Raw genomic sequence first — 21071 nt, 5'->3', positions numbered from 1 at the left:
TTATAAAGGGTATTTATAGCTTAACGACAATATGTAACTCAGTTATCGTTACCAACTAGTTTAGTTGATTAAAAGCAATATAAAGAGTCTGCAATCCAAATAATACTAATAAGCCGCCGCTGAATAATCTCACTGCACGTTTTTGTACCCATTGAGCCAAGGTTTTTGCCGCTAATCCTGCAGCAAATAAAGCAGGTAGCGTACCCAAACCAAAAGCCAACATAATCAAGCCGCCTTGTAATGCGCTACCTGACGCGACGGACCAAGTTAACGTACTGTACACCAGACCGCAAGGTAACCAGCCCCAAACCATGCCGGCTAGCACTGCTTGCATTGGATGAGTAATCGGCATTATTTTACGTGTAAGCGGCTGTATATAACGCCAAAGGAGTTTACCTACTTTTTCAATGTGCACAATACCAAACCATATCTGAGCGATATACAGCCCAGTGAGTATCATCATGGTCCCAGCGATAATGCGCAGAACAATTAAATAGTTATCGGCATCGAATAAATGGCCTAAAGCAGACACGCTACCACCGACGATGGCTCCTGCAACGGTATAGCTAAAAATTCGGCCCAGATTATAACTAAATAGAAACGTTAGTTGTGTCGCTAAGCGGTTCTGGCCATGGGTGGGTATATTTGCAGAAAAAGCCCCAATCAACCCGCCACACATTCCAAAGCAATGGGCTGCGCCCATTAAACCAACAATAAACGCGCCACCGAGGTTATATTCAATCACGGTTTTGACTCTGGTTTATCATCGAGAGTATCCGAACCAACGAGTTCAGCACTGGTAGAATTGGTAGGATGACTATTAGTGCTGTCGTTAACGTTAGTATTGGCTTTTATATCGTCTTCATCAAATAAAATGGATACACTTTGTCTATCTAAATCATCAAATTGCTCAGACTTTACCGCCCAAAAGAAGATAGACACTGCAATTAATACAAATAGCATCGCAATGGGGATTAAGACGTAAATGATACTCATAATTTTATCCTAAGAAGCCGTAAACTGTTGCTCACCACGATCAGTGAACTCACGGACATGCCAATAGCTGCAATATATGGGGCAACATGCCCAGTCACTGCTAATGGCAAAATTACCATGTTATAAGCAAAAGCCCATAACAAATTTTGATGAATAATTCGCTGTGCTTGCTTAGCAACATAAATGGCATCATTAAAGCGTGATAAGTGATCGCCCAGTAAAATTAAGTCGGCACTGTTTTTGGCTATAGCGCTACCGCTGCCCATAGCTACCGACAAATTTGCTCCGGCTAATACTGGCGCGTCATTAATACCGTCGCCAAACATGGCCACATTGGCTTTTTGTTGTAATCGATTAACTAATGCTAACTTACCTTGAGGTGATAAACCTGAATGCACATCTGAAATACCTATTTTGTTTGCTAAAAACTCAACATGACCCGAACTATCACCACTGGCTATACTCAGTTTTATATTGGCCGCTTTTAACGCATTGACAGTTGCTAAACTGTCGATACGTAACTGGTCTAGCATCTCAATTTTTGCAACCAATTTATTATCGATAGACAGAAAAATCCACTGACTTTCTAATGCTTGTGGCGACACTTGATTGCAGTCTGGGGTAACAAATTGTGCCGTTCCAATACAGACTTGTTGTTGATTAATACAGGCTCGAATACCTAATCCAATATGATGGTCAACATGTTCAACAATGTGCTTGTTATCATAAAAGGGCTTAAATGCTAACGCGATAGGATGTAAAGAACCTTGTTCGGTGGCTGCCGCTAACGATAACACTTGCTCTGATGAATATTGTCCAAAGGTTTGCACTTCACCAATGGATAAATAGCCGCATGTTAAGGTTCCGGTCTTATCAAACACCACATGATCGATTTTAGTGAGTTTTTCAAAAATCCCAGTCTTTCTCGGAATAACACCCAACTTAGTAAAAATAGCCGTGGCGCAAGTCACTGCTGTCGGCGTAGCAAGGGCGAGGGCGCAGGGACACGTCGCCACTAATACCGACAAGGTAATCCAAAAGGCATCATCGGGAGAAATCGATAACCAAACCAAATAGGTTATTGCTGCTATCGATAATATTGATGCGGAAAAGTAACGCGCTAAACGGTCGGCCACTAAAGCGATGGCCGGTTTGTTGTTTGACGCAAGCTCTTGCAGGCGAATAATTTCAGCTACCAGTTGATCTTGTCCTAGCGCAGTGACGCGAACTTGAAGAGGTTGTTCGATATTAATCGTTCCCGCATAAACTTTATCAGCAAGGTGTTTGCTTATTGGCATTTGTTCACCGGTAAGCATGGCCTCATTGACACTTGATTGCCCTAAAACCACCTCGGCGTCTGCCGCAATGACTTCACCCGGTTTTACCAAGATAATATCGCCAATGATTAATTGTTTAGCGGCAATTTCAGTGGCATCACCATTACGCAGTAAATGCGCAGTGAGCGGCACAAGCTTATGAAGATTACTTGAACTGACCGATGCTTTTTGCCGAGCGGATTGTTCAAAATAACGGCCCAGCAATAAGAAAAAGGTAAACATAGACACAGATTCAAAATACACTTCGCCATTGCCCTGAATCGTCGCCACACAACTGGCAACATAAGCGCCTAAAATAGCGATAGAGACCGATACATCCATATTAAGCTTGCCACTTAATAGGCTGCGAAGTGCACTGAAATAAAACGGTTGCGCAGAATACAGCACCACAGGTGCGGCAAACATTAAACTGACCCAACGAAAATAATCACGGAACTCAACATCTAAGCCGGTGAAATATCCCGTGTATAAGGCGAGGGCAAACATCATCACCTGCATGGTGGCAAACCCTGCGAGCCCTAGACGGAGTAAGAATTTACGGCTGTCCACTTTTGATTGTTTTTCTTGTTCATCAACCTGATAAGGTGCAGCTTGGTAGCCAACTTTACTGATGATCTGCAGAATTTCGCTGAGTTGAATAATATGACTGTCCCAACTGACTAACGCCCGTTGAGTCGTAGAATTGACTAACACATTAGTAATACCGGCAACGGGCTTAAGTTTGTGTTCAATTAGCCACGCACAAGCTGCGCAAGTAATACCGTCAATTGACAGGGATGTTGAATCAATAGCGCCTTGCTTATGGACAAAATCTTGCTGTACTTCAGGTAAATCATAAGCACTATATTGGGATAATTGTTCAGGCACCAGTGCTGTTTGACGCTGACCTGGTTCACTTCTAAATTGATAATAGCTGCTTAAGCCTGCATCCATAATGGCTTGCGAAACCGCTTGGCAACCAGGGCAACACATAGGTTGTTGTTGCCCTTGAATTAATGTGGTGTATTGTTCACCTGTGGTGACAGGCTCATTACAATGAAAACAAGATGTCATCTCTTTATATCAACTTCATTAAACATATAATCATTCAAATACGTAGTGGGTGTGGTATTAATTTAGCCAATATTCAACATCATCTTTAATATCAATGCGTTGTTGTATACGCCATTTACCATCAAATCCTTCTATACGCACTTCCCATGGGCCTGTGATCGCATCTGATAACGGTATGTGATAAACGTAATTAGCATCGGCTGTGGCGTTTAAATTGAAATCATTTTCTTCTATCGTAGGATGATAAAACCGCACTTTGAGCGCGGCGCGGTATTGCGGACCGCCGTGTTGAGTGATTTGTAATTCTTTATCCGCGACCGTAACCAAAAACTTCATCCCAATTTGTTGGGCGTATTTTATCTTACGCAAATCCATGTTTATGGCTTTGCCTTTTTTATAATAATCTTCGGCAACCAGAGAGTCAGAATTATCCAAAGCAATCTTTAAGGTCGTTAAACTAGCAATAACCGCACACATAGGTAACACGATTAAAAACCAAGGCCAAAATTGCTTATACCAAGGGAGTTCTGTAGACATGATACATCCTAAAATGGTGGAAATGATTCTGGGGTATTTTACCCCGTAATGGCTTAATAATCACTTAAAAAAAAGGCCTCGATTATGTCGAGGCCTTGTTGTTACTTATATGTAACTATTTGTTTGATAGACTATAAACATAAGCAGTAATGACATGGACTTTCTCTTCACCAAGAATGTCTTTCCATGCTGGCATAACACCTGCACGGCCATTAATGATAGATTCAGCAATCACACCACGGCTGCCGCCGTATAACCAAATATTATCAGTCAGATTAGGTGAACCCATGAACTTGTTGCCTTTTGCATCCATGCCATGGCATGCAAAACAACCTTTCATAAATGAACCTTGGCCTTGAGCTGCTAGCGCTTCATCATGTTCACGCCCAGACAGTTTTACCACGTATTCAGCTAGACCTTTAATCTCGCTGTCTTCGATAGGTAAACCACCTTTAGGCGGCATCATACCGTTACGACCGTTCATCAGAGTGGTCTTTATCGTGGCAAGTTCACCACCATATAACCAATCACCGTCGGTAAGGTTAGGGAAGCCCTTAGAACCGCGAGCGTCAGAACCATGGCACTGTGCACAGTTTTGTAAAAACAAACGACCGCCCACTTTTAATGCTTCAGGATCTTTCACTAACTCTTCTAACGGTGTCGCTAAATAAGCATCAAAAATCGGACCGTATTTTTCATCAGCATGAGCGACTTCGCGGTCATACTGAGATAAACGGTTTTCATCTTTTGCTGCTTCAAGGGCCGCAGCTGAGTCTGCTTTAAGTCCTTTATCAGTACCAATGCTTTGATTAGAACTTGTCCAACCAAACAGACCTTTATAGTTACCTAGGCCTGGATACAGAGCTAAATAGATCACACCGAATACGATGGTTAAATAGAACATATACGCCCACCACTTAGGTAGTGGGTTGTTCAGTTCTTCAATACCATCAAAACTGTGGCCCATTGATTCGCCTTCTTCTACACCGGTGTAATTTTTATTAACCACCTTAAGAAGAATAAAACAACCAGCAATGACCACAATCGTCAGTACAGTAATCCAAATGCTCCAGAAGTTACTCATAATCATGACTTCTGATCTCCCGAATCTTTTGACATCTTCGCAAGTTCATCTTCTGTGAATACTAAGTTAGCTGCTTCATCAAACTTTGACTTGCTGTGCTTACTGTATGCCCACAAAAAAATACCCACAAAGGTCACCATAACAACTATGGTCAAAATGCCTTGAAAAGTACCGTAATCCATAATTGCCTCCTATTTGAGTGCGTGACCCAAAGATTGCAAATAAGCGATTAGCGCCTGCATTTCAGTCTTACCTTCAACTGCTTTTTGAGCGCCAGCAACTTCTTCGTCAGTGTAAAGATCATTACCTTTATAACCGCCTTTATGCAGGTTACGTAGAATAGTCATCTTGTCACCAGTCAATACGCCGTCGAGCTTGTTTTCGGCTAACCAAGGAAAACCAGGCATATTCGACTGTGGCACAACGTCACGAGGGTTAAGTAAATGTACTTCATGCCACATATCACTGTAACGTCCACCTACACGTGCTAAATCGGGACCAGTACGCTTAGATCCCCATTGGAATGGGTGATCCCAGACAGACTCGCCAGCAACAGAATAGTGACCATAACGTTCTGTTTCAGCACGTAAAGGGCGGATCATTTGGCTGTGGCAGTTGTAACAACCTTCACGAACATAAATGTCACGACCTTCAATCTGTAACGCAGTATACGGAATTAGACCCTCAACTGGTTCAGTGGTGTCTTTTTGAAATATCAGCGGGGTAATCTGCACTAAACCACCAAAACTAATGGCGATGACCGTGAAGATAGCAAGCAGACCGACATTCTTTTCAATTAATTCATGATTAAATTTCATCGAATCTGCTCCTTAAGCTTCTGCAATAGCAGGTAATGAATCTTTAGACGCTCTAACGGTACGAATAACGTTATAGGCCATAATGAACATACCGGTTAAGAAGAAACAACCACCAATAAAGCGTACAAAATAGAATGGGTACGAGGCTTCTAAACTCTCAACGAAACTGTAAGTCAGTGTTCCATCAGCGTTGACTGCGCGCCACATCAGACCCTGCATAACGCCCGAAATCCACATACTAACGATATACAAGACAGTACCGATAGTGGCTAACCAGAAATGTACGTTAATGAGCTTCATGCTGTACATACGGCCGTGGCCAAATAACACTGGAATTAAGTGGTATAAAGAACCAATAGACACCATTGCCACCCAGCCTAGCGCGCCAGAGTGAACGTGACCAATAGTCCAGTCGGTATAATGAGATAGCGCATTGACCGTTTTAATTGCCATCATTGGGCCTTCGAAGGTAGACATACCGTAGAAAGACAATGAAACCACTAAGAAACGTAATACTGGGTCTGTACGAAGCTTATGCCACGCACCAGACAAGGTCATAATACCGTTAATCATACCGCCCCAAGATGGCGCAAATAAAATTAATGACATTACCATGCCTAATGACTGAGTCCAGTCAGGAAGGGCAGTGTAATGTAAGTGGTGAGGACCGGCCCAAATGTATAACGCGATCAATGCCCAAAAATGAACAATTGATAAACGGTAAGAATAAACTGGGCGACCAGCTTGCTTAGGCACGAAGTAATACATCATCCCCAAGAAACCAGCAGTAAGTAAGAAGCCTACCGCATTATGACCATACCACCACTGAACCATCGCATCGACTGCACCAGAGTACAGAGAGTAAGACTTAAATAAGCTTACGGGTACCGCCATTGAGTTGACAATGTGAAGTACTGCAACAGTAATGATAAAGGCACCAAAGAACCAGTTCGCCACATAAATGTGGGATGTCGTTCGTTTAGCGATTGTGCCGAAGAAAACAATTGCATAGCTAACCCAGATAATCGTAATTGCGATATCAATAGGCCATTCTAATTCTGCATACTCTTTACCTTGGGTAAACCCCATTGGTAGAGTGATTGCAGCTGCAATAATAACGGCTTGCCAACCCCAGAAGGTAAATGCGGCTAATTTAGGCGCAAATAGACGGACTTGACAAGTGCGTTGCACAACATAGTAGGATGTAGCGAAAAGAGCTGATGTTCCGAATGCGAAAATCACCGCATTGGTATGTAATGGTCGTAAACGACTATACGTTAACCAAGGTGTTTCGAAGTTCAGTTGTGGCCAGATTAACTGAGCCGCAATCAATACACCTACTGACATACCAACGATTCCCCACAAAACTGTGGTTAGTGCGAATTGGCGGACAATGGTGTAGTTGTAATCAGCGCCTGTAGACTGGGAATGGTTCATCATAATGCTTCCACGGCTTATTACTTATACTTTTAATATTAGTAAAGCGAGCTTTACCTGTTAGATTAACAACTGGTCATAAATTGAGCCATTTAAGACTGTTTTTAATGCCATTTGTCAAGGTGTTACCTCATGACGTCTCTTTCTATCACGAAGCGGAGTAATGATACTTGAGCTACGTCAAAAAAGATACTTCACAACCGGAATCAAAATTGATCTAGATCAATCTATGAAAGATAATGTTACTAACTCAACCATGAAGGTTAAAAAACATGCATAAATTTATCCAAATTATCATTTTCAATTTTTTCTTAATGTTTTTAATAGCCTGTGACAGACCACAAACGCAAGAACAACAAGATTTACCAATTGATGAAACGTTATGTGAATTTTCAGAGGGAGAATGTTACCAAGAAGTAGCAGGCTTGCAAGTCGGTTTACTGATCGACCCCGTCGATACTCCCAGTGAAAAACCATTAATAGTTACGTTAAAGAGTAGTCAAGCGATCACTAATGTTTCTATGAGAATAGAAGGGCGCGATATGTTCATGGGTGTCATACCTGTTACATTGTCCGAAATACAGAACAATTCCTATCAAGGTTCATTGATTTTTGGTTCCTGTAGCAGTAATTATATGGTCTGGACAGTGATGGTATCCTTTGACTACCAACAACAACCACGCACATTAATGTATGACTTTTTAGCGGATAACGATAAATAATTATTGCTTAGTCAAGGTTATCAAATACCAACAATGATGCATTACAGGCTAGGGCACAGGTTATAGGGAATCAATATTTGCATACCTATAGCCTTAAATATCCAAGCCGGTCCACCATATGCAGAGTGTTTTCTATCAAATCATCATAAACCGAAGCTAAATAGCACTCCAAGTGTAAACAATGTCTTACTGCACAAACTCATGTAGGGCATCAAACAGCCGGTTCATTTCCTTATAAATCATGATCCATAACACAGAAGCGGTGTTCTTCACTAATAACTAATTGATAATCATTCTCATTAATGTATTATCAAGTAACACCACTTAATTGAATGAAATGAATAGGGCATAGCTAAAAGAGAAGAGGGTTGGGTATCAATGCAAGTCATCCATCCGCTGCGAGTATAGCGATAAATGTCAATCTACATGGGGAAAAAGGAGCACACATGAACAGAGTCAATGTGTCTATCGATACAGAAAAAGTTGCCCAGTTAATCAAAGCAGGTCATTTATGCGCTGCAGAATTACAGTGCTTAGACCGAACCAGTAAACAAACTATTTGGCAATTATGCCTGTGGAGCTGTCAAAAACGGTTTACTTGTCATAATAATCAATGCCAACAACCGTCGTGTAAGCCATCAAACGCGATTGAGCATTGTATGCAGCAGTTAATCACAGACGAAGATATTGCAGAGTCCACATATTCGTATATTGAAAACTCGTATCCAAAAATGACCACGATTGATGCCGATAAATAACATTATCGGCATCAGCCAAAAAATAGTACAATAAGGCAATATAATCAATAACCTATATTTGTTCATATGGCCAATAAACTACTTGAAGAACTGCCACCGGTATTGCCACTATTTGACGCTGCAGAATTTGTATTACAAGGTAATGCCTACATAAACCAATACATTACCAAAATATCTATTAATAAAGTGGCTGATGCTGGGCTCATTATTGAGCACTGTGCGGATTGGTTGTTTGAACAAAAGCACTCTGAAAACAACTACAAAGCCTACCGCAGCGAATTAACCACGTATCTGCATTGGTGTTTTGACGTCGTCGCATTATCGCCAATCGCGGTGACGCGCAAAGACATTGCCAAGTACGTCGATTACTGCCAATCGCCACCACAGGCACTTATAGGTTACTTCAATGTGGCACAATTCAAACTCGACAAAGCCACTGGTGAGCGAGCGCCAAACTCACAATGGCGGCCATTTGTTGGTAAAAAACAACTCGGGAAATGTCTGCCATATCAACTAAGTGATAATGCACTCAAGACTAAAATTGCCATATTATCATCATTTTATGGGTACTTAATTAGTGAAGAATACACCGAGCGTAACCCAGCGCAATTATGGTTAAAGCACAGTCGATTTGCCATAACGCGTAAGTTCACCATCAATGAAGACAACAACCATCATGCATTCACCGAGTTGCAATGGTCCTATGTTATCAGTACTGTCAGCCAACTAGCCAAGGCCCAGCCAGAGCAACATCAGCGCAGTTTGTTGCTAATAACACTAATATATAGCTGCTATTTACGCATATCAGAAATCAGTGCTCGTGCAGGTTATGCACCTATAATGAGCCAATTCAGACAAGATCCACATTCTGGCATCTGGTATTTCCACGTACCATTTTCTAAAAGCGGTAAAGCCCGAAATATTGCCATTTCAAAAGTATTACTCGCTGGATTAGTGGATTATCGACGTTTTCTGCACCTCAGTGATTTACCCAGCATCAACGATCAACATCCTATATTCGTGCGCCACAAAGCCGCAGCTCATGGACGAGAATCAGGCGTCATCAACGCCAATCTTGGTATTAGACAAATACGCGACGAAATAGACAAGCTGATTACCTTAGCCGCAGATAATGCAGCCAAAGATGGCTTCGAACATGACAGTCAACTGATGCGAACACTCAGTGCTCATAATATTCGCCATACCGGGATCACGCACGATATCAATATCAACCGTCGACCATTATCACATGTCCAGGCCGACGCCGGCCATGAGAGCATCGACACCACATCACAGTATTTGCACACCACACAAACTGAACGACACCAAAGTGCATTCAACAAACCATTAAGTCATCTTGCTGAGATTGAATAATCGACTGGCATTACTAAACAAAACCAAAAGCATGCAATCTCAGCACGATACTAAATAGCCAATTTGGTTAAAATAAACGCTTAAGGCCGTATATAAACATTTTACGGTTTAATGCAATGATGATGACCAAGCCTCAAATGCGCAGTCTCGAACAGCGTATTTAACAAAGGCACATGTATGCGTACAATGTATATTATGTTAAATAGGGTATTTGTGTATTGTTAATGAATACCTGTGTGTGACCTTTGCCACTCAGATCGAGATTTACCGGCACGTTGAGATTTTTTATAAGCTACTGACATAACTACCTATGCTCTATTTGGGATAACTGATTGCGGATTATCTTAAGAATTATTCTGTGGAAATGTTTTAAGTTATTGATTTAGTTGTCATAGTTAATTATTGATTGGCCATTAGCCAAGTGCAATCCAAGAGTTGTTCATGAACTAGTTATATTCAAGGGGTTTAAAGGCGCTAGATAATGTTTGAATTGCAGTCACCATCTCAAAGGCATGCACACAACCTCTCAAGATGTGTAATTCTCTATATTGCTCAAGTGGCATATGTCAGAGTGTTAACATTAACGTTGAGCAAGTCAGTGAACGTTGAATTTTTTAGGCGACACTAAGTGAAATCGGAACGACTTAACAAGGTCAATGGACTCATAATGTAAACTGAAGCACTTACATTCAAACTATTTCATTTAACATTCTATGTTTACGAGGTTTCGTGCATTTTATTTTGTATAGGCAAAGCGTATTTTGATAATTGTTGGATGAGATGAAATTTTCGTAAGCATCAATAAAATCTCTTACTTTTCCTTCATAGCTTCAGTTTCCAATACAGATAATGCTGATGACTCTGATATGTGGCGATCCTTTCCTTAGTTAAGTTTTATAGAAGTAGCTAAGCCATATTTTCCTGCTGTTAGGAATTAATTTCAGTCAGAAAGTATGGCAACTCTAAATGAATATACTGTACTTGATCCGTCTATCGAACCTGCTTGGGGTACAAATAAATGTCATGTGCGCCCTATCCCACTTCTGGACAAAAACGGGTCACGAAGTTTTGATATTCGAATAACCTCAGCTGTGACAAAGTATGAGAATCATCTATAGCAAGTTCCCTGTTTCTGTCATCCATGACTTACGGTTTCATGGAATGTGCGCGAAAACGACCTAGCTGTATAATGCTTTTAAAGAGAATGTAGTGGAAATGAGTATATGAGTAAGAAAATTATCTATATCGACATGATGATACCCTGTGCGATTACGCAAGCGCCCATCAACTAGCATTGAAGCTTTATCCTGAAATTCAATTTCCCCAAAGTAAGCCTGGTTTCTTTCATTATTTGCTACCAATAACAGGTGGCATTGAAGCTATGAGACAGTTATTAGCATCTCAGCATTACGATCCATTTATCCTGACAGCACCTTCCGTCATGAATCCACTTTGCTATACGGAAAATGAACTTGGATTGAAACACACTTAGGTATGGATTATGTGCATCAACTAATAATCTCTCCACGAAAAGATCTACTAAAAGGAGATTTTCTTATTGATGATTACAATGAAGGAAAAGGAGTTATTTACAGGTAAAGTCTTACACTTTGGGACCGATCCTTTCCAAGACTGGGCAAGCGTGCGGGCTTTTCTCGGAATATGAAAATAAAACTATACCACTACATTGCTGTTATCATAGTGGCTTTTTTTAACCATTTCGGTACGTTTGCTGATGTCTATGTCAGTTATTGAATGATAATTCTTGGATCCGAACCATTATCGCAGCCTTGCATCACCACTTGATAATCAAAAGATTGGCCAACGGTTAACGATTCTTTCACCTTGCACTTACGCTTGTTTTTTTTAAAATTTTTGCCACAATTGTCTTTTAAAGGTGAATCACCAGAAAATTTAAGTTTAAAGTCTGAATCAACTTCATTGTCTAATTTCCAAGTAATAAAATCCCCTTTCTTTGTGCATATACAGCCAGCTTCACTAGCACATTGATCGGCATCACAGCCACTGCCACCGTTTACCGAAGCTGATACGGCACATTCATTAACGGTTAACGCTATCTGTTTGTCAGCCCCAAACGAATTCCCAGACAGCATAATTGCAATACCGAAAATAATAGTGACTAAGCTTTTTAAGTAGTTTCTTGTATAATTCATGACCAATTTCATATTAATTTTCCTTCTTTTTCTAGAGTACTAGTTGAATAAATAGATATAAATTGAATATCTCGAGCAAGTATTTTTCTTGGATAACCTAGTGTCAATGCAGTATTAATCAGTGTTTGTGCCAATGATTTTTGACCACAATTAAGCGCTACAATTGCGGTGTCGTAATAAATATAAGGATCGTTACTTTGTGACGTCCGTAGTGTTTCAATACTGTTTAGGGCACTATCACATTGTAATAATTCGGATTGGTAACGTGCTAATGATGCTTGCATGGTTTCTTGATTGGGATTTACTTTTAATTGTTCTTTGGCAAGACCAAGCGCTTTAGTATATGACAATCTTGCATTTTTTATATCTCCAGAAAATTTTTGCGCATCGGCTAAATTCCCCCATAGCGTAGGATCAAACGGCGTTAATTTGGTGGCCAGTAAATAATTTTTAGTCGCGAGGGTAAATTGCTTTTGGAAAAAAAATGCCGTGCCTAAATTTGAATAAGTAATGGCATTTGGGCTAATGCTTAATGAATGTTGCCATGCATCACTCGCCTTATCTAACTCATCATTAAGATAGTATGAAGAACCTAAATTACTAAATCCTTTTTCAAAATCTGGCTTCAATAAAGTGACTTTGGTATATTGTTCACTCGCCTGTGCAAAATGACCAATACTAAATAAAAAGTGACCATATATTTGATAATTTTTCCAATATCCTGGCTCAAGTTGAATCGCCTTAGCAAAGAGTAAATCAGCTTGCTTTATATCACCTTGGGTATGCTTATTTTGAGCGATACCTGTTATCGCGGGTAAGTTTTTATCGTTTAACGTCAATGCTTGTTGATAAAACTGGTCAGAAATAGCGTATTGTCCGCTAATGCGATTTAAGTTTCCTAATGCGATGTAAGCTTCTTCTTTTAATTGTGAAACTTGGGTTAAGGCGCTACAGATCCTCTTTGCCGATTGAAATGACGCTACATTTTTTGAAAGTGCATATTGTTCAAGATAGGTTTGGCACAAGCCTGCATTGGCTAAAGAAAAGTTTGAATCTAATTCAAGCGCATTTAAAAAATGAATTTCAGCCGCTGCGGTTGTTTCCAGCGTAGGGATATTAGCCAGTTGGCCACGTCCTTGAATATAACTGTCGTAAGCTTTAAAATCGTCCGTGCTTATTAATGTTTCAACATTTGTAGTAGAAGATTTTGCAATAAGATCCAATGCATTAAATACTTTACGATAAAGCTCCTTTTGTACATGCAATAAATTATCCGGTGCACCTTTAATTAACGATGCCCAAACTTGAAGAGCCGTTTCGGTATCGGTAATGTTAAGCATAACTATTATTTCTTCATTATTTGCAACGACTTGTCCATCTAGTAAATATTTAGCCCCTAACTTTTCGGCATATTGTTTAATTGTGCTACTAACAGCTACCTCATTAATAGCCCGTTGAGATACCAAATTAAAATTCTTTTGATTTGATAAAGCGTTAATTACTTCACCTTGAAAAGTGGCTTTAAAATAATCGGGTACATTGGAGTGGCTATCAAATTTAAACGGAATGACAGCTAATAAATCATGTTGAAGAGTAACAGAAGGTGGTAAGCGGCTGTTGTTAGTCAAACCATTTTGTTCTAATTCTATAGAATCAATTAGATGCATAGATAAGAAGCCAACAAATGAAGACAATAAACCAATAAATATAAAATCAAAGAGCAGTTGTTTATAAAATAATTTTTTGCGTGGGCTGTTGTTATTTATATAAAATAGATTTTTCTTTATTTTTATTTCTTGTAACCAAGTATAAAGTAAGATGAGAGGAAATCCGATAACCAATAAGAGAACAACAATTTTCAGACCCCATTCAGGCACATTAAATATAGGAAATACCAGTGCAATAATTTGAATAATAACCCAAGTACTAATAGAAAATGCTACTGTTACTTTAAATAATCGCGAATTTTTCAATAATGCGACGGATAAATGCCAATTGTCATTGCTCAATTGAGGTGCAGGCACTTCATTCGAAGGCCATAAATTGGGATAAAGCACTTTATCATCGACACTTTTTACGGCGGCAATTAAACGATACCCTCTACGGTTTAGTGTTTGAATAAACTCAGGAGATTCTTTATGGTCATCCAATACATGTCTTAATTCACTAATGACATGTGATAAATTTCCCCGTTTGGTTACTTTTTCTCCCCAACCTATTTTCAACAATTGCTCAGTTGACAGTAATTTATTTTGATTACTGGCCATAAACAACAGAATTTCTAAGGCTTTAGGAGAGATATGACGTCGTTTGCCATTAAATATGGCGACATTATCATTAGGTATGATGACAATATCTCCGAGCATGAATCCTTTTAAAAGTTCAGCATTAATAGCGGCGTTATCACTTGCGCGTCTCTCTCCATATTCCATAAAAAAGGGCCTTATTCCTTATCTTACTCACGTCGCTAAGTGGGTGGAATACCATTCTTTTAGTTTGAGCTACATAGCTCTAACAGCAGAAGTCATCAATAACATTAGGTTGAATTTACCTAAATATCAAATGAGTGAATTGAACATGATTGATGATAATGTGCTTAACATCAAATTAGGTTCAAGCGGTAGGTCGTCTATTAAATGATGTATCACTTTGAATTGTTATGAATAAAAGGTCACTTCAAACAGCTCGTTTTCTCGAACTGTTATTTACACTATAAAGAGTCATATCTCAGGTGTTCGGGTTTGTTCAACACTTGGGATAAGGACGCCATAGTCGTTTGTTAGTGGCTAACTTTGTTTACGCCAACCGAATGCAAGTAACCAAACCATCAATACGAGTTCTCCTAGTGCAAAGAGAATTAACCAGCCCCAATCGACATCTGGAGCAAAGTATTTGCCTAAATACATACCAATATAAGACGTGCCGGCTAGCCCCACTGGAATACTAAGCCAGCTTGGAGTAACGGTAGAACGCCATAACAAAATACTGAGCATACCTAGGTGAACCCCAAACAACATCAGCGCCATCGACTCCATCGACTTAGCCGCTGACAGGTGGGCAAAAACCATCGTTTGGATATCTGATTCGCTGAATAAATTTGATATCGACAGACTCACAGCCAAGTCGTAGGCTAGAATACTCGAAGATAGACCAACGAAAGCAAGCGCAGTGTAAATAAGCCGAGACCACGCAACCAACTGTGAAAGCGCTCTTTGATCTTTACGCAAATACCAAAATAAAGCCCATGCGACAATAATATCCATCACATAAGTAACAAATAACAAGAATGTGCCAATTAGAAATGGAGTTCCATTGGATTGCAAGCCATTGACTGTTGCAGCGATATCACCTTTGACAACGCTTTGCGACATGAAATAGAAATTTGCTATGGGTGCTGCGAAAACCATTACCAACAGACCTAGCCCAGCGATTATGGCTGAGTTTCTTTGCGTTAGACCATTAGAAAAATCCTGTGCAGAATCATTGTCCATCAAGTTAATCCTTTAATTCATTGATAAGAGGTGCCATATCGGCTTCTAAAAATACATAGCCAGCCATTTTTTGAAGTAACAACATAACCCTTTCCTATTTGAGTCGCGATCACCTTGTATATTTTGCTCTACTGCCAATTCAACGGAACCATCATGGCTAAATTAAATCATTCAAATTGGTTGAGGTCTTCCCTTTTGACAAATTTATTAGTTAACAATGTGCCTTTAAAGCTTTTATGCCACTGCATAAGCACGTCTTTATCTGACCATTGTTTAGCCTTATCTGCATAAACTTTTATCACCACATGCAAATGGTCGCTCCCTGCTTATTAATAAGAATGCATAAGTGCAGATATCAATCGCAAAGATGGTAGCCAATTCAAGAATACGTAAATCAACCCACTCTCGGCGATGCTCAAAATTTTCGCCTGTTGAGTTATCAATGCCGCACAGAAAAGCCTTACGCACTTCACGCGAGCAACAATGATAACTTTCTATATACAGTGAGAAGGTGTGTCATCTAAGCTAATGATTGTTTGTCTGGGTATGGCCAACTTCAATTACCATTTTGAAAGGGTAAATAAAGCGTAGATTATTGTTTGTTATTTAGCCAACCATCTTGGATGGCAATGTTAATTTATGTCTGAACAATATGATGGGGCTATAGCTCAGCTAGGTGAGCGCTTCGCTGGCAGCGAAGAGGTCTGCGGTTCGATCCCGCATAGCTCCACCAATTTAAAATATAGAACTTAGTATTTAGCTAATGGCTAATGGCTAAATACTTCCGACTAACAACTCCCCATCCAAGCATCACTACAATATAAATAAAACCATTAAATAATAGCAATCATTGAACTTATTTAATAAGCTTAATTTTTAAGCAATCAAATTGACTTATAAGGCTTACTCATGAACACATTTTCACTGCCACGCTCCCTACTTATTGTTTCATTATTATTGCTTCTTTCTGCTTGTAACGATGCAGCCTTAACAGAGGTTGCAGCTCCGGCACCACATGTTGTTGTTGAGATAATAAAAGAGATCGATATTGTGCCAGAAATGGCTTTTATAGGTAGAACAGAAGCAACTGAAGATGTATCGCTCCGTGCACAAGTTGAAGGTGTTTTATTAAAGCGTCATTTTACTGGTGGTGATGATGTAGAAGCAGGTGATCTTTTATTCGAAATTGACGCTACCCCTTATAATACAGAAGTAAATCAACAAAAAGCATCTTTAAAACATGCGCAGTCAGCTTACAAAATTGCTAAAAACCGTTGGCAACGTGGTCAAAAATTAATTAACACGGGTGCAATTTCAGAGTTGGACATAGATGAATTAACAGCCAGTATGAATCAAACAGAGTCAGATGTAGCGATTAAACAAGCCTATCTCGATAATGCTTTATTAAACCTTTCTTATACAAAAATAATGGCACCTATTTCAGGCCGAATTAGTCGCTCAAAAGTGAGCACAGGGGACTTAATCACTGCAAATAATTTAGAGTTAGCGACATTAGTACAACTCGACCCTATTTGGGTTAACTTTCAAATTCCTGAAAAAACATTAACTAAAGCGCGTAAAGAGTTTACCGATGGACTCACTGTAGACACAGATGACTTGACGGCGACAATTAACTTGTCAGATACACTGGACTACCCTCATACAGGGAAAATTGACTTCATTGATAACCGTATTGATCAAAGCACAGGTACATTAGCTATTAGAGCGATATTTATTAACCCCAAGGCATCCTTATTACCAGGGCAATATACTAAATTGTCACTCGCAATGCCCCACGAAGAAAAAATTGTTGTGATTTCACAATCAGCCGTACAAGAAGAGCAACAAGGACGTTTTGTATTAGTGGTTAACGAAGAAAACAAAATTGAAAAACGCATGGTTAAACTAGGTACTCGTTATGATGTTCGTTGGGAAGTGATAAAAGGGTTAAAACTCGGTGAAAAAATAGTCGTTGAAGGGTTACAAAAAGTGCGTGTCGGTATTGTAGTTGAAACAACAGAGCAGACTGAAACTCCTTTCGCTTCAAAAAATGAAAAATAGGTTACCACTATGATCAGTTCATTCTTTATTCATCGACCTAAATTTGCTTTTGTTATTTCAATTGTATTAACGCTTGCAGGTTTATTATCTATTCCCATTTTATCTGTCGCCGAATTCCCTGAAATTGCACCTCCACAGGTGAGTGTTACGACAAGTTACCGGGGCGCAAGTGCTGAAACAGTAAAATCTACCGTTGCTCAAGCAATCGAGTCATCAGTAAACGGTGTAGAGGATATGTTATACATGTCTTCAAGTAGTGCAAATGATGGTAGTTATTCACTTAGTATTACCTTTGCTGTAGGAACTGATGCTGATATGGCTCAGGTCAACGTGCAAAACCGTGTTACCTCAGTGATGGCAAAACTGCCTGCAGAAGTGCAACAATCAGGTGTGTCTGTTAAGAAAAAATCACCGAATATGTTATTAGTAGTGAATTTAAACTCACCTAATGAAACCTTCGACTCTCTGTTTTTAAGCAATTATGCCAATATCAATATTAAAGATTCTTTAGCCCGTCAGCCAGGCGTATCAGAAGTACAAATTATTGGTGCGATGGATTATGCAATGCGTATCTGGCTTGATCCGAATAAAATGTCTACCTTAAATGTCACCACAGAAGATGTGATTGCATCTATACGAGAACAAAATATTCAAGTCGCAGCAGGTCGTGTTGGTGCGTCCCCCTCCTCTAAAGATCAAAGTTTTCAATATACTTTGCAAACTAAAGGTCGCTTCCAAACTGCTGAAGAATTTTCAGAGATTATGATCCGTGCGAATCCTGACGGTTCGAAAGTTTATTTAAATGCAGTTGCTCGCATAGAATTAGGCTCAAGTAGCTACGATGCTGAAGGTAAGTTTAATAATAAACCCTCGGCCATTATTGCCGTATATCAATCTCCGGGGGCAAACGCGTTAGAGGTAGCAGAATCAATCAAAAAAGATCTTGAACGTTTATCTGTTAGCTTCCCAACGGATATTGAAAGTGTCATCGCTTATGATACGACCGAAGCCGTTAGCGCTTCTATTGGTGAAGTGATTGAAACATTATTAGTTGCGGTTGCGCTTGTTATTTTAATTGTATTCCTGTTTTTGCAAGATGTACGTTCAACTCTTATTCCCGCGATTGCAATTCCAGTTTCATTGATCGGTACCTTTGCCTTTATGCTTGCCATTGGCATGAGTATTAATACCATCTCACTGTTCGCTCTGGTGCTCGCAATTGGTATTGTGGTAGATGATGCAATCGTAGTGATAGAAAATGTAACGCGCTTAATGGAAGATGAAGGATTATCCCCCATAGATGCCACTGAAAAAGCAATGAAAGAGGTGACTGGGCCCATCATTGCGACAACATTAGTATTATTAGCTGTTTTTGCCCCAACAGCAGTAATGCCAGGTATTACAGGGCAAATGTATGCTCAATTCTCTATTACTATCTGTATTTCAGTGCTTATCTCGTCAGTCAATGCATTGACCTTAAGCCCTGCATTAGCGGCAACATTATTACGCAAACCCAAAAAACATACAAAAGGCTTTCATTTTCAGTTTAACAAGTTCTTTAATAAATTAACCGAACGCTATACTGCGATAGTCAGTCTATTAGTACGCCGATTATTACTCGTCGGCATCGGCTTTGTGATACTAATGGGTGCATTATTCGTACTTGCCGGTAATACGCCTTCAGGCTTTATCCCCATCGAAGATAAAAAATCATTTATGGTAGATATTCAGCTACCTGATGGTGCTTCACTTAACCGTACAGAAGATGTTATAGATGAATTAGTGACGATTGCGAGCGATGAGCCAGGTGTAGCTGATGTTATTCATGTGAGTGGTTTTAGTATTTTAACGGGCTCAGTTGCATCTAATGGTGGTTTGCTCATTATTACCCTTGAAGATTGGGATGAACGTAGTGATAAAAGCATGCATCAGAATCAAATCATCGCACGCTTACAAGGGAAATTTAATACATTACCTTCTGCAAAAGTAATGGCCTTTGCCCTGCCCTCTGTCCCTGGTTTAGGTGCTACCAGTGGACTTTCATTTGTATTGCAAGATACGCAAGGAAGAACTCCAGAACAATTATCACAAGTGATGGGATCCTTTATATTAAATCTCAATAGTTTACCTGAAGTTGCCTTTTCATTTAGTAACTTTCGATCTAATGTGCCTCAGATGTATCTGGATATTAACCGTAAAAAGGCAAAAGATTTAGGCATCGAATTGAGCGTTATCTTTAATACCTTACAAACCCAACTGGGTGGCTATTACGTGAATGATTTTAATCGCTTTGGTAAAGTGTTTAGTGTCATGGTGCAAGCGGATAATGAGTTCAGAGACAGTGAAACAGATATTAATAGCTACTATGTGCGCACAAAAAACAATGAGATGGTGCCACTCAGCACGCTAGTTGAAATAACACCGATTCTTGGACCCGAATCCGTTAAACAGTACAATTTATTTAGCTCAACAGATATCAATATTTTCCCCACTCCAGGATACAGTACCGGTGAAGCGATAGCGGCAGTCGAACGTGCTGTGAATACATTACCCTCTGGTTACAGTTATGAATGGACTGGACAAACGTTCCAAGAGCTACAAGCGGGAAATTTAGCGCCATATATTTTTGCTTTAGCTTTTGTATTTACGTATCTATTCCTAGTCGCACAATATGAGAGTTGGACCATTCCATTAGCGGTAATGCTTTCTGTTCCCCTCGCTATGTTAGGTGCTTTTATTTACCTTAACATTATGGGTTATGAGCTTAATTTGTATGCTCAAATCGGTTTAGTGTTATTAATTGGTCTCGCCAGTAAGAGTGCTATCTTGATAGTAGAGTTTGCTAAAGAATTACAAGAAGGTGGCAAGCCAACGCTGGAAGCCGCTGTTGAAGCGGGTCGTTTGCGTTTCCGTGCTGTACTGATGACTGGGCTATCTTTTGTATTAGGTGTTGTACCACTTGTTCTTGCAACAGGCGCAGGTGCTGAAAGCCGAAAATCATTAGGTTATGCTGTATTAGGGGGCATGGTTGCATCAGTAATACTCGCAACCATACTGGTACCTATCTTCTACGCGATGATGCAAAAGATGCGTGAATCATTTAAAGCGCCAAAAGATAAAACTGCACTGATAGAAGATGATAAATAAAAGTGCGATAAAAGCTGAGAGGCTGAATGCGGAGGATAAGTAGAATAAACGTCATTTTTCATTAGATCTAAAATATACTTTA

The 21071-nt window shown here is 39.7% G+C and carries 16 protein-coding genes and 1 tRNA gene; 6 read left to right on the top strand and 11 right to left on the bottom strand.

All coding sequences use genetic code 11. The annotated features are described in order from the left end of the window. Nucleotides 1-55 precede the first annotated feature (55 nt). The 8 genes from AAEZ00_RS09505 to ccoN all read right to left on the bottom strand — a co-directional run bounded on the left by AAEZ00_RS09505 (nt 56) and on the right by ccoN (nt 7265). Nucleotides 56-745: a sulfite exporter TauE/SafE family protein gene (locus AAEZ00_RS09505; RefSeq protein WP_101031418.1), complete on the bottom strand. Its 690-nt coding sequence runs from the start codon at nt 743-745 to the stop codon at nt 56-58. Further along, a complete protein-coding gene (gene ccoS / locus AAEZ00_RS09500; RefSeq protein WP_124014159.1) occupies nt 742-996 on the bottom strand; it encodes a cbb3-type cytochrome oxidase assembly protein CcoS in 255 nt (84 codons plus the stop codon). Before ccoS ends, AAEZ00_RS09505 begins: the two co-directional genes overlap by 4 nt. Next, nucleotides 993-3386 carry a heavy metal translocating P-type ATPase gene (locus AAEZ00_RS09495; protein ID WP_124014160.1) on the bottom strand — a complete coding sequence of 798 codons (2394 nt, stop codon included), beginning with the start codon at nt 3384-3386 and terminating at the stop codon, nt 993-995. The genes ccoS and AAEZ00_RS09495 overlap by 4 nt, the downstream gene beginning before the upstream one ends. 57 nt (nt 3387-3443) lie before the next feature. Next, the gene (locus AAEZ00_RS09490; protein ID WP_101031424.1) at nt 3444-3923 is read right to left on the bottom strand and encodes a FixH family protein; all 480 of its coding nucleotides are present in this window, start codon (nt 3921-3923) and stop codon (nt 3444-3446) included. Between the two features lie 115 nt (nt 3924-4038). Next, entirely contained in the window at nt 4039-5007 is a 969-nt protein-coding gene (gene ccoP / locus AAEZ00_RS09485) for a cytochrome-c oxidase, cbb3-type subunit III (RefSeq protein WP_101034667.1), read from the bottom strand. 2 nt (nt 5008-5009) lie between these two features. Further along, nucleotides 5010-5189, bottom strand: a complete 180-nt coding sequence (locus AAEZ00_RS09480; protein WP_101031426.1) for a cbb3-type cytochrome oxidase subunit 3 — start codon at nt 5187-5189, stop codon at nt 5010-5012. Between the two features lie 9 nt (nt 5190-5198). Further along, complete coding sequence (ccoO, locus tag AAEZ00_RS09475; RefSeq protein WP_101031428.1) at nt 5199-5825, bottom strand: cytochrome-c oxidase, cbb3-type subunit II; 627 nt, start codon at nt 5823-5825, stop codon at nt 5199-5201. Nucleotides 5826-5837: 12 nt separating this feature from the next. After that, nucleotides 5838-7265 carry a cytochrome-c oxidase, cbb3-type subunit I gene (gene ccoN / locus AAEZ00_RS09470; RefSeq protein ID WP_124014161.1) on the bottom strand — a complete coding sequence of 476 codons (1428 nt, stop codon included), beginning with the start codon at nt 7263-7265 and terminating at the stop codon, nt 5838-5840. Between the two features lie 269 nt (nt 7266-7534). Between ccoN and AAEZ00_RS09465 the strand changes: the two genes are divergently transcribed. The 3 genes from AAEZ00_RS09465 (at nt 7535) to AAEZ00_RS09455 (ending at nt 10116) form a co-directional block, all read left to right on the top strand. Further along, nucleotides 7535-7984 (top strand): hypothetical protein, encoded by a 450-nt coding sequence (locus AAEZ00_RS09465; protein ID WP_124014162.1) that lies wholly within the window; start codon nt 7535-7537, stop codon nt 7982-7984. Nucleotides 7985-8430: 446 nt separating this feature from the next. Continuing rightward, on the top strand, nt 8431-8742 hold the full coding sequence (locus AAEZ00_RS09460) for a hypothetical protein (protein ID WP_164839395.1): 312 nt from the start codon (nt 8431-8433) through the stop codon (nt 8740-8742). A gap of 66 nt (nt 8743-8808) precedes the next feature. Further along, complete coding sequence (locus tag AAEZ00_RS09455; protein ID WP_124014163.1) at nt 8809-10116, top strand: tyrosine-type recombinase/integrase; 1308 nt, start codon at nt 8809-8811, stop codon at nt 10114-10116. Nucleotides 10117-11864: 1748 nt separating this feature from the next. On the opposite strand, the gene AAEZ00_RS09450 is transcribed toward AAEZ00_RS09455, so the two are convergent. The 3 genes from AAEZ00_RS09450 to AAEZ00_RS09440 form a co-directional block, all read right to left on the bottom strand. Further along, on the bottom strand, nt 11865-12302 hold the full coding sequence (locus AAEZ00_RS09450; protein ID WP_351077881.1) for a hypothetical protein: 438 nt from the start codon (nt 12300-12302) through the stop codon (nt 11865-11867). After that, entirely contained in the window at nt 12299-14722 is a 2424-nt protein-coding gene (locus AAEZ00_RS09445; protein ID WP_351077878.1) for a winged helix-turn-helix domain-containing protein, read from the bottom strand. Before AAEZ00_RS09445 ends, AAEZ00_RS09450 begins: the two co-directional genes overlap by 4 nt. A 354-nt stretch (nt 14723-15076) precedes the next feature. Next, a complete protein-coding gene (locus AAEZ00_RS09440) occupies nt 15077-15781 on the bottom strand; it encodes a DUF4386 domain-containing protein (protein WP_351088603.1) in 705 nt (234 codons plus the stop codon). Between the two features lie 657 nt (nt 15782-16438). Here AAEZ00_RS09440 and AAEZ00_RS09435 point away from each other — a divergent pair. The 3 genes from AAEZ00_RS09435 (at nt 16439) to AAEZ00_RS09425 (ending at nt 20989) form a co-directional block, all read left to right on the top strand. Then, nucleotides 16439-16514 (top strand) — tRNA-Ala (locus AAEZ00_RS09435). A gap of 176 nt (nt 16515-16690) precedes the next feature. After that, complete coding sequence (locus tag AAEZ00_RS09430) at nt 16691-17842, top strand: efflux RND transporter periplasmic adaptor subunit (protein ID WP_351088602.1); 1152 nt, start codon at nt 16691-16693, stop codon at nt 17840-17842. Between the two features lie 9 nt (nt 17843-17851). Then, nucleotides 17852-20989 (top strand): efflux RND transporter permease subunit, encoded by a 3138-nt coding sequence (locus AAEZ00_RS09425; RefSeq protein WP_351088601.1) that lies wholly within the window; start codon nt 17852-17854, stop codon nt 20987-20989. Nucleotides 20990-21071 lie beyond the last annotated feature (82 nt).

This window comes from Shewanella sp. S1-49-MNA-CIBAN-0167 (genome assembly GCF_040310145.1).
Classification (GTDB): Bacteria; Pseudomonadota; Gammaproteobacteria; order Enterobacterales; family Shewanellaceae; genus Shewanella; species Shewanella psychromarinicola.
Note: the sequence above shows the minus strand (reverse complement) of the source record. Positions and strands in the feature narration are given on the sequence as shown.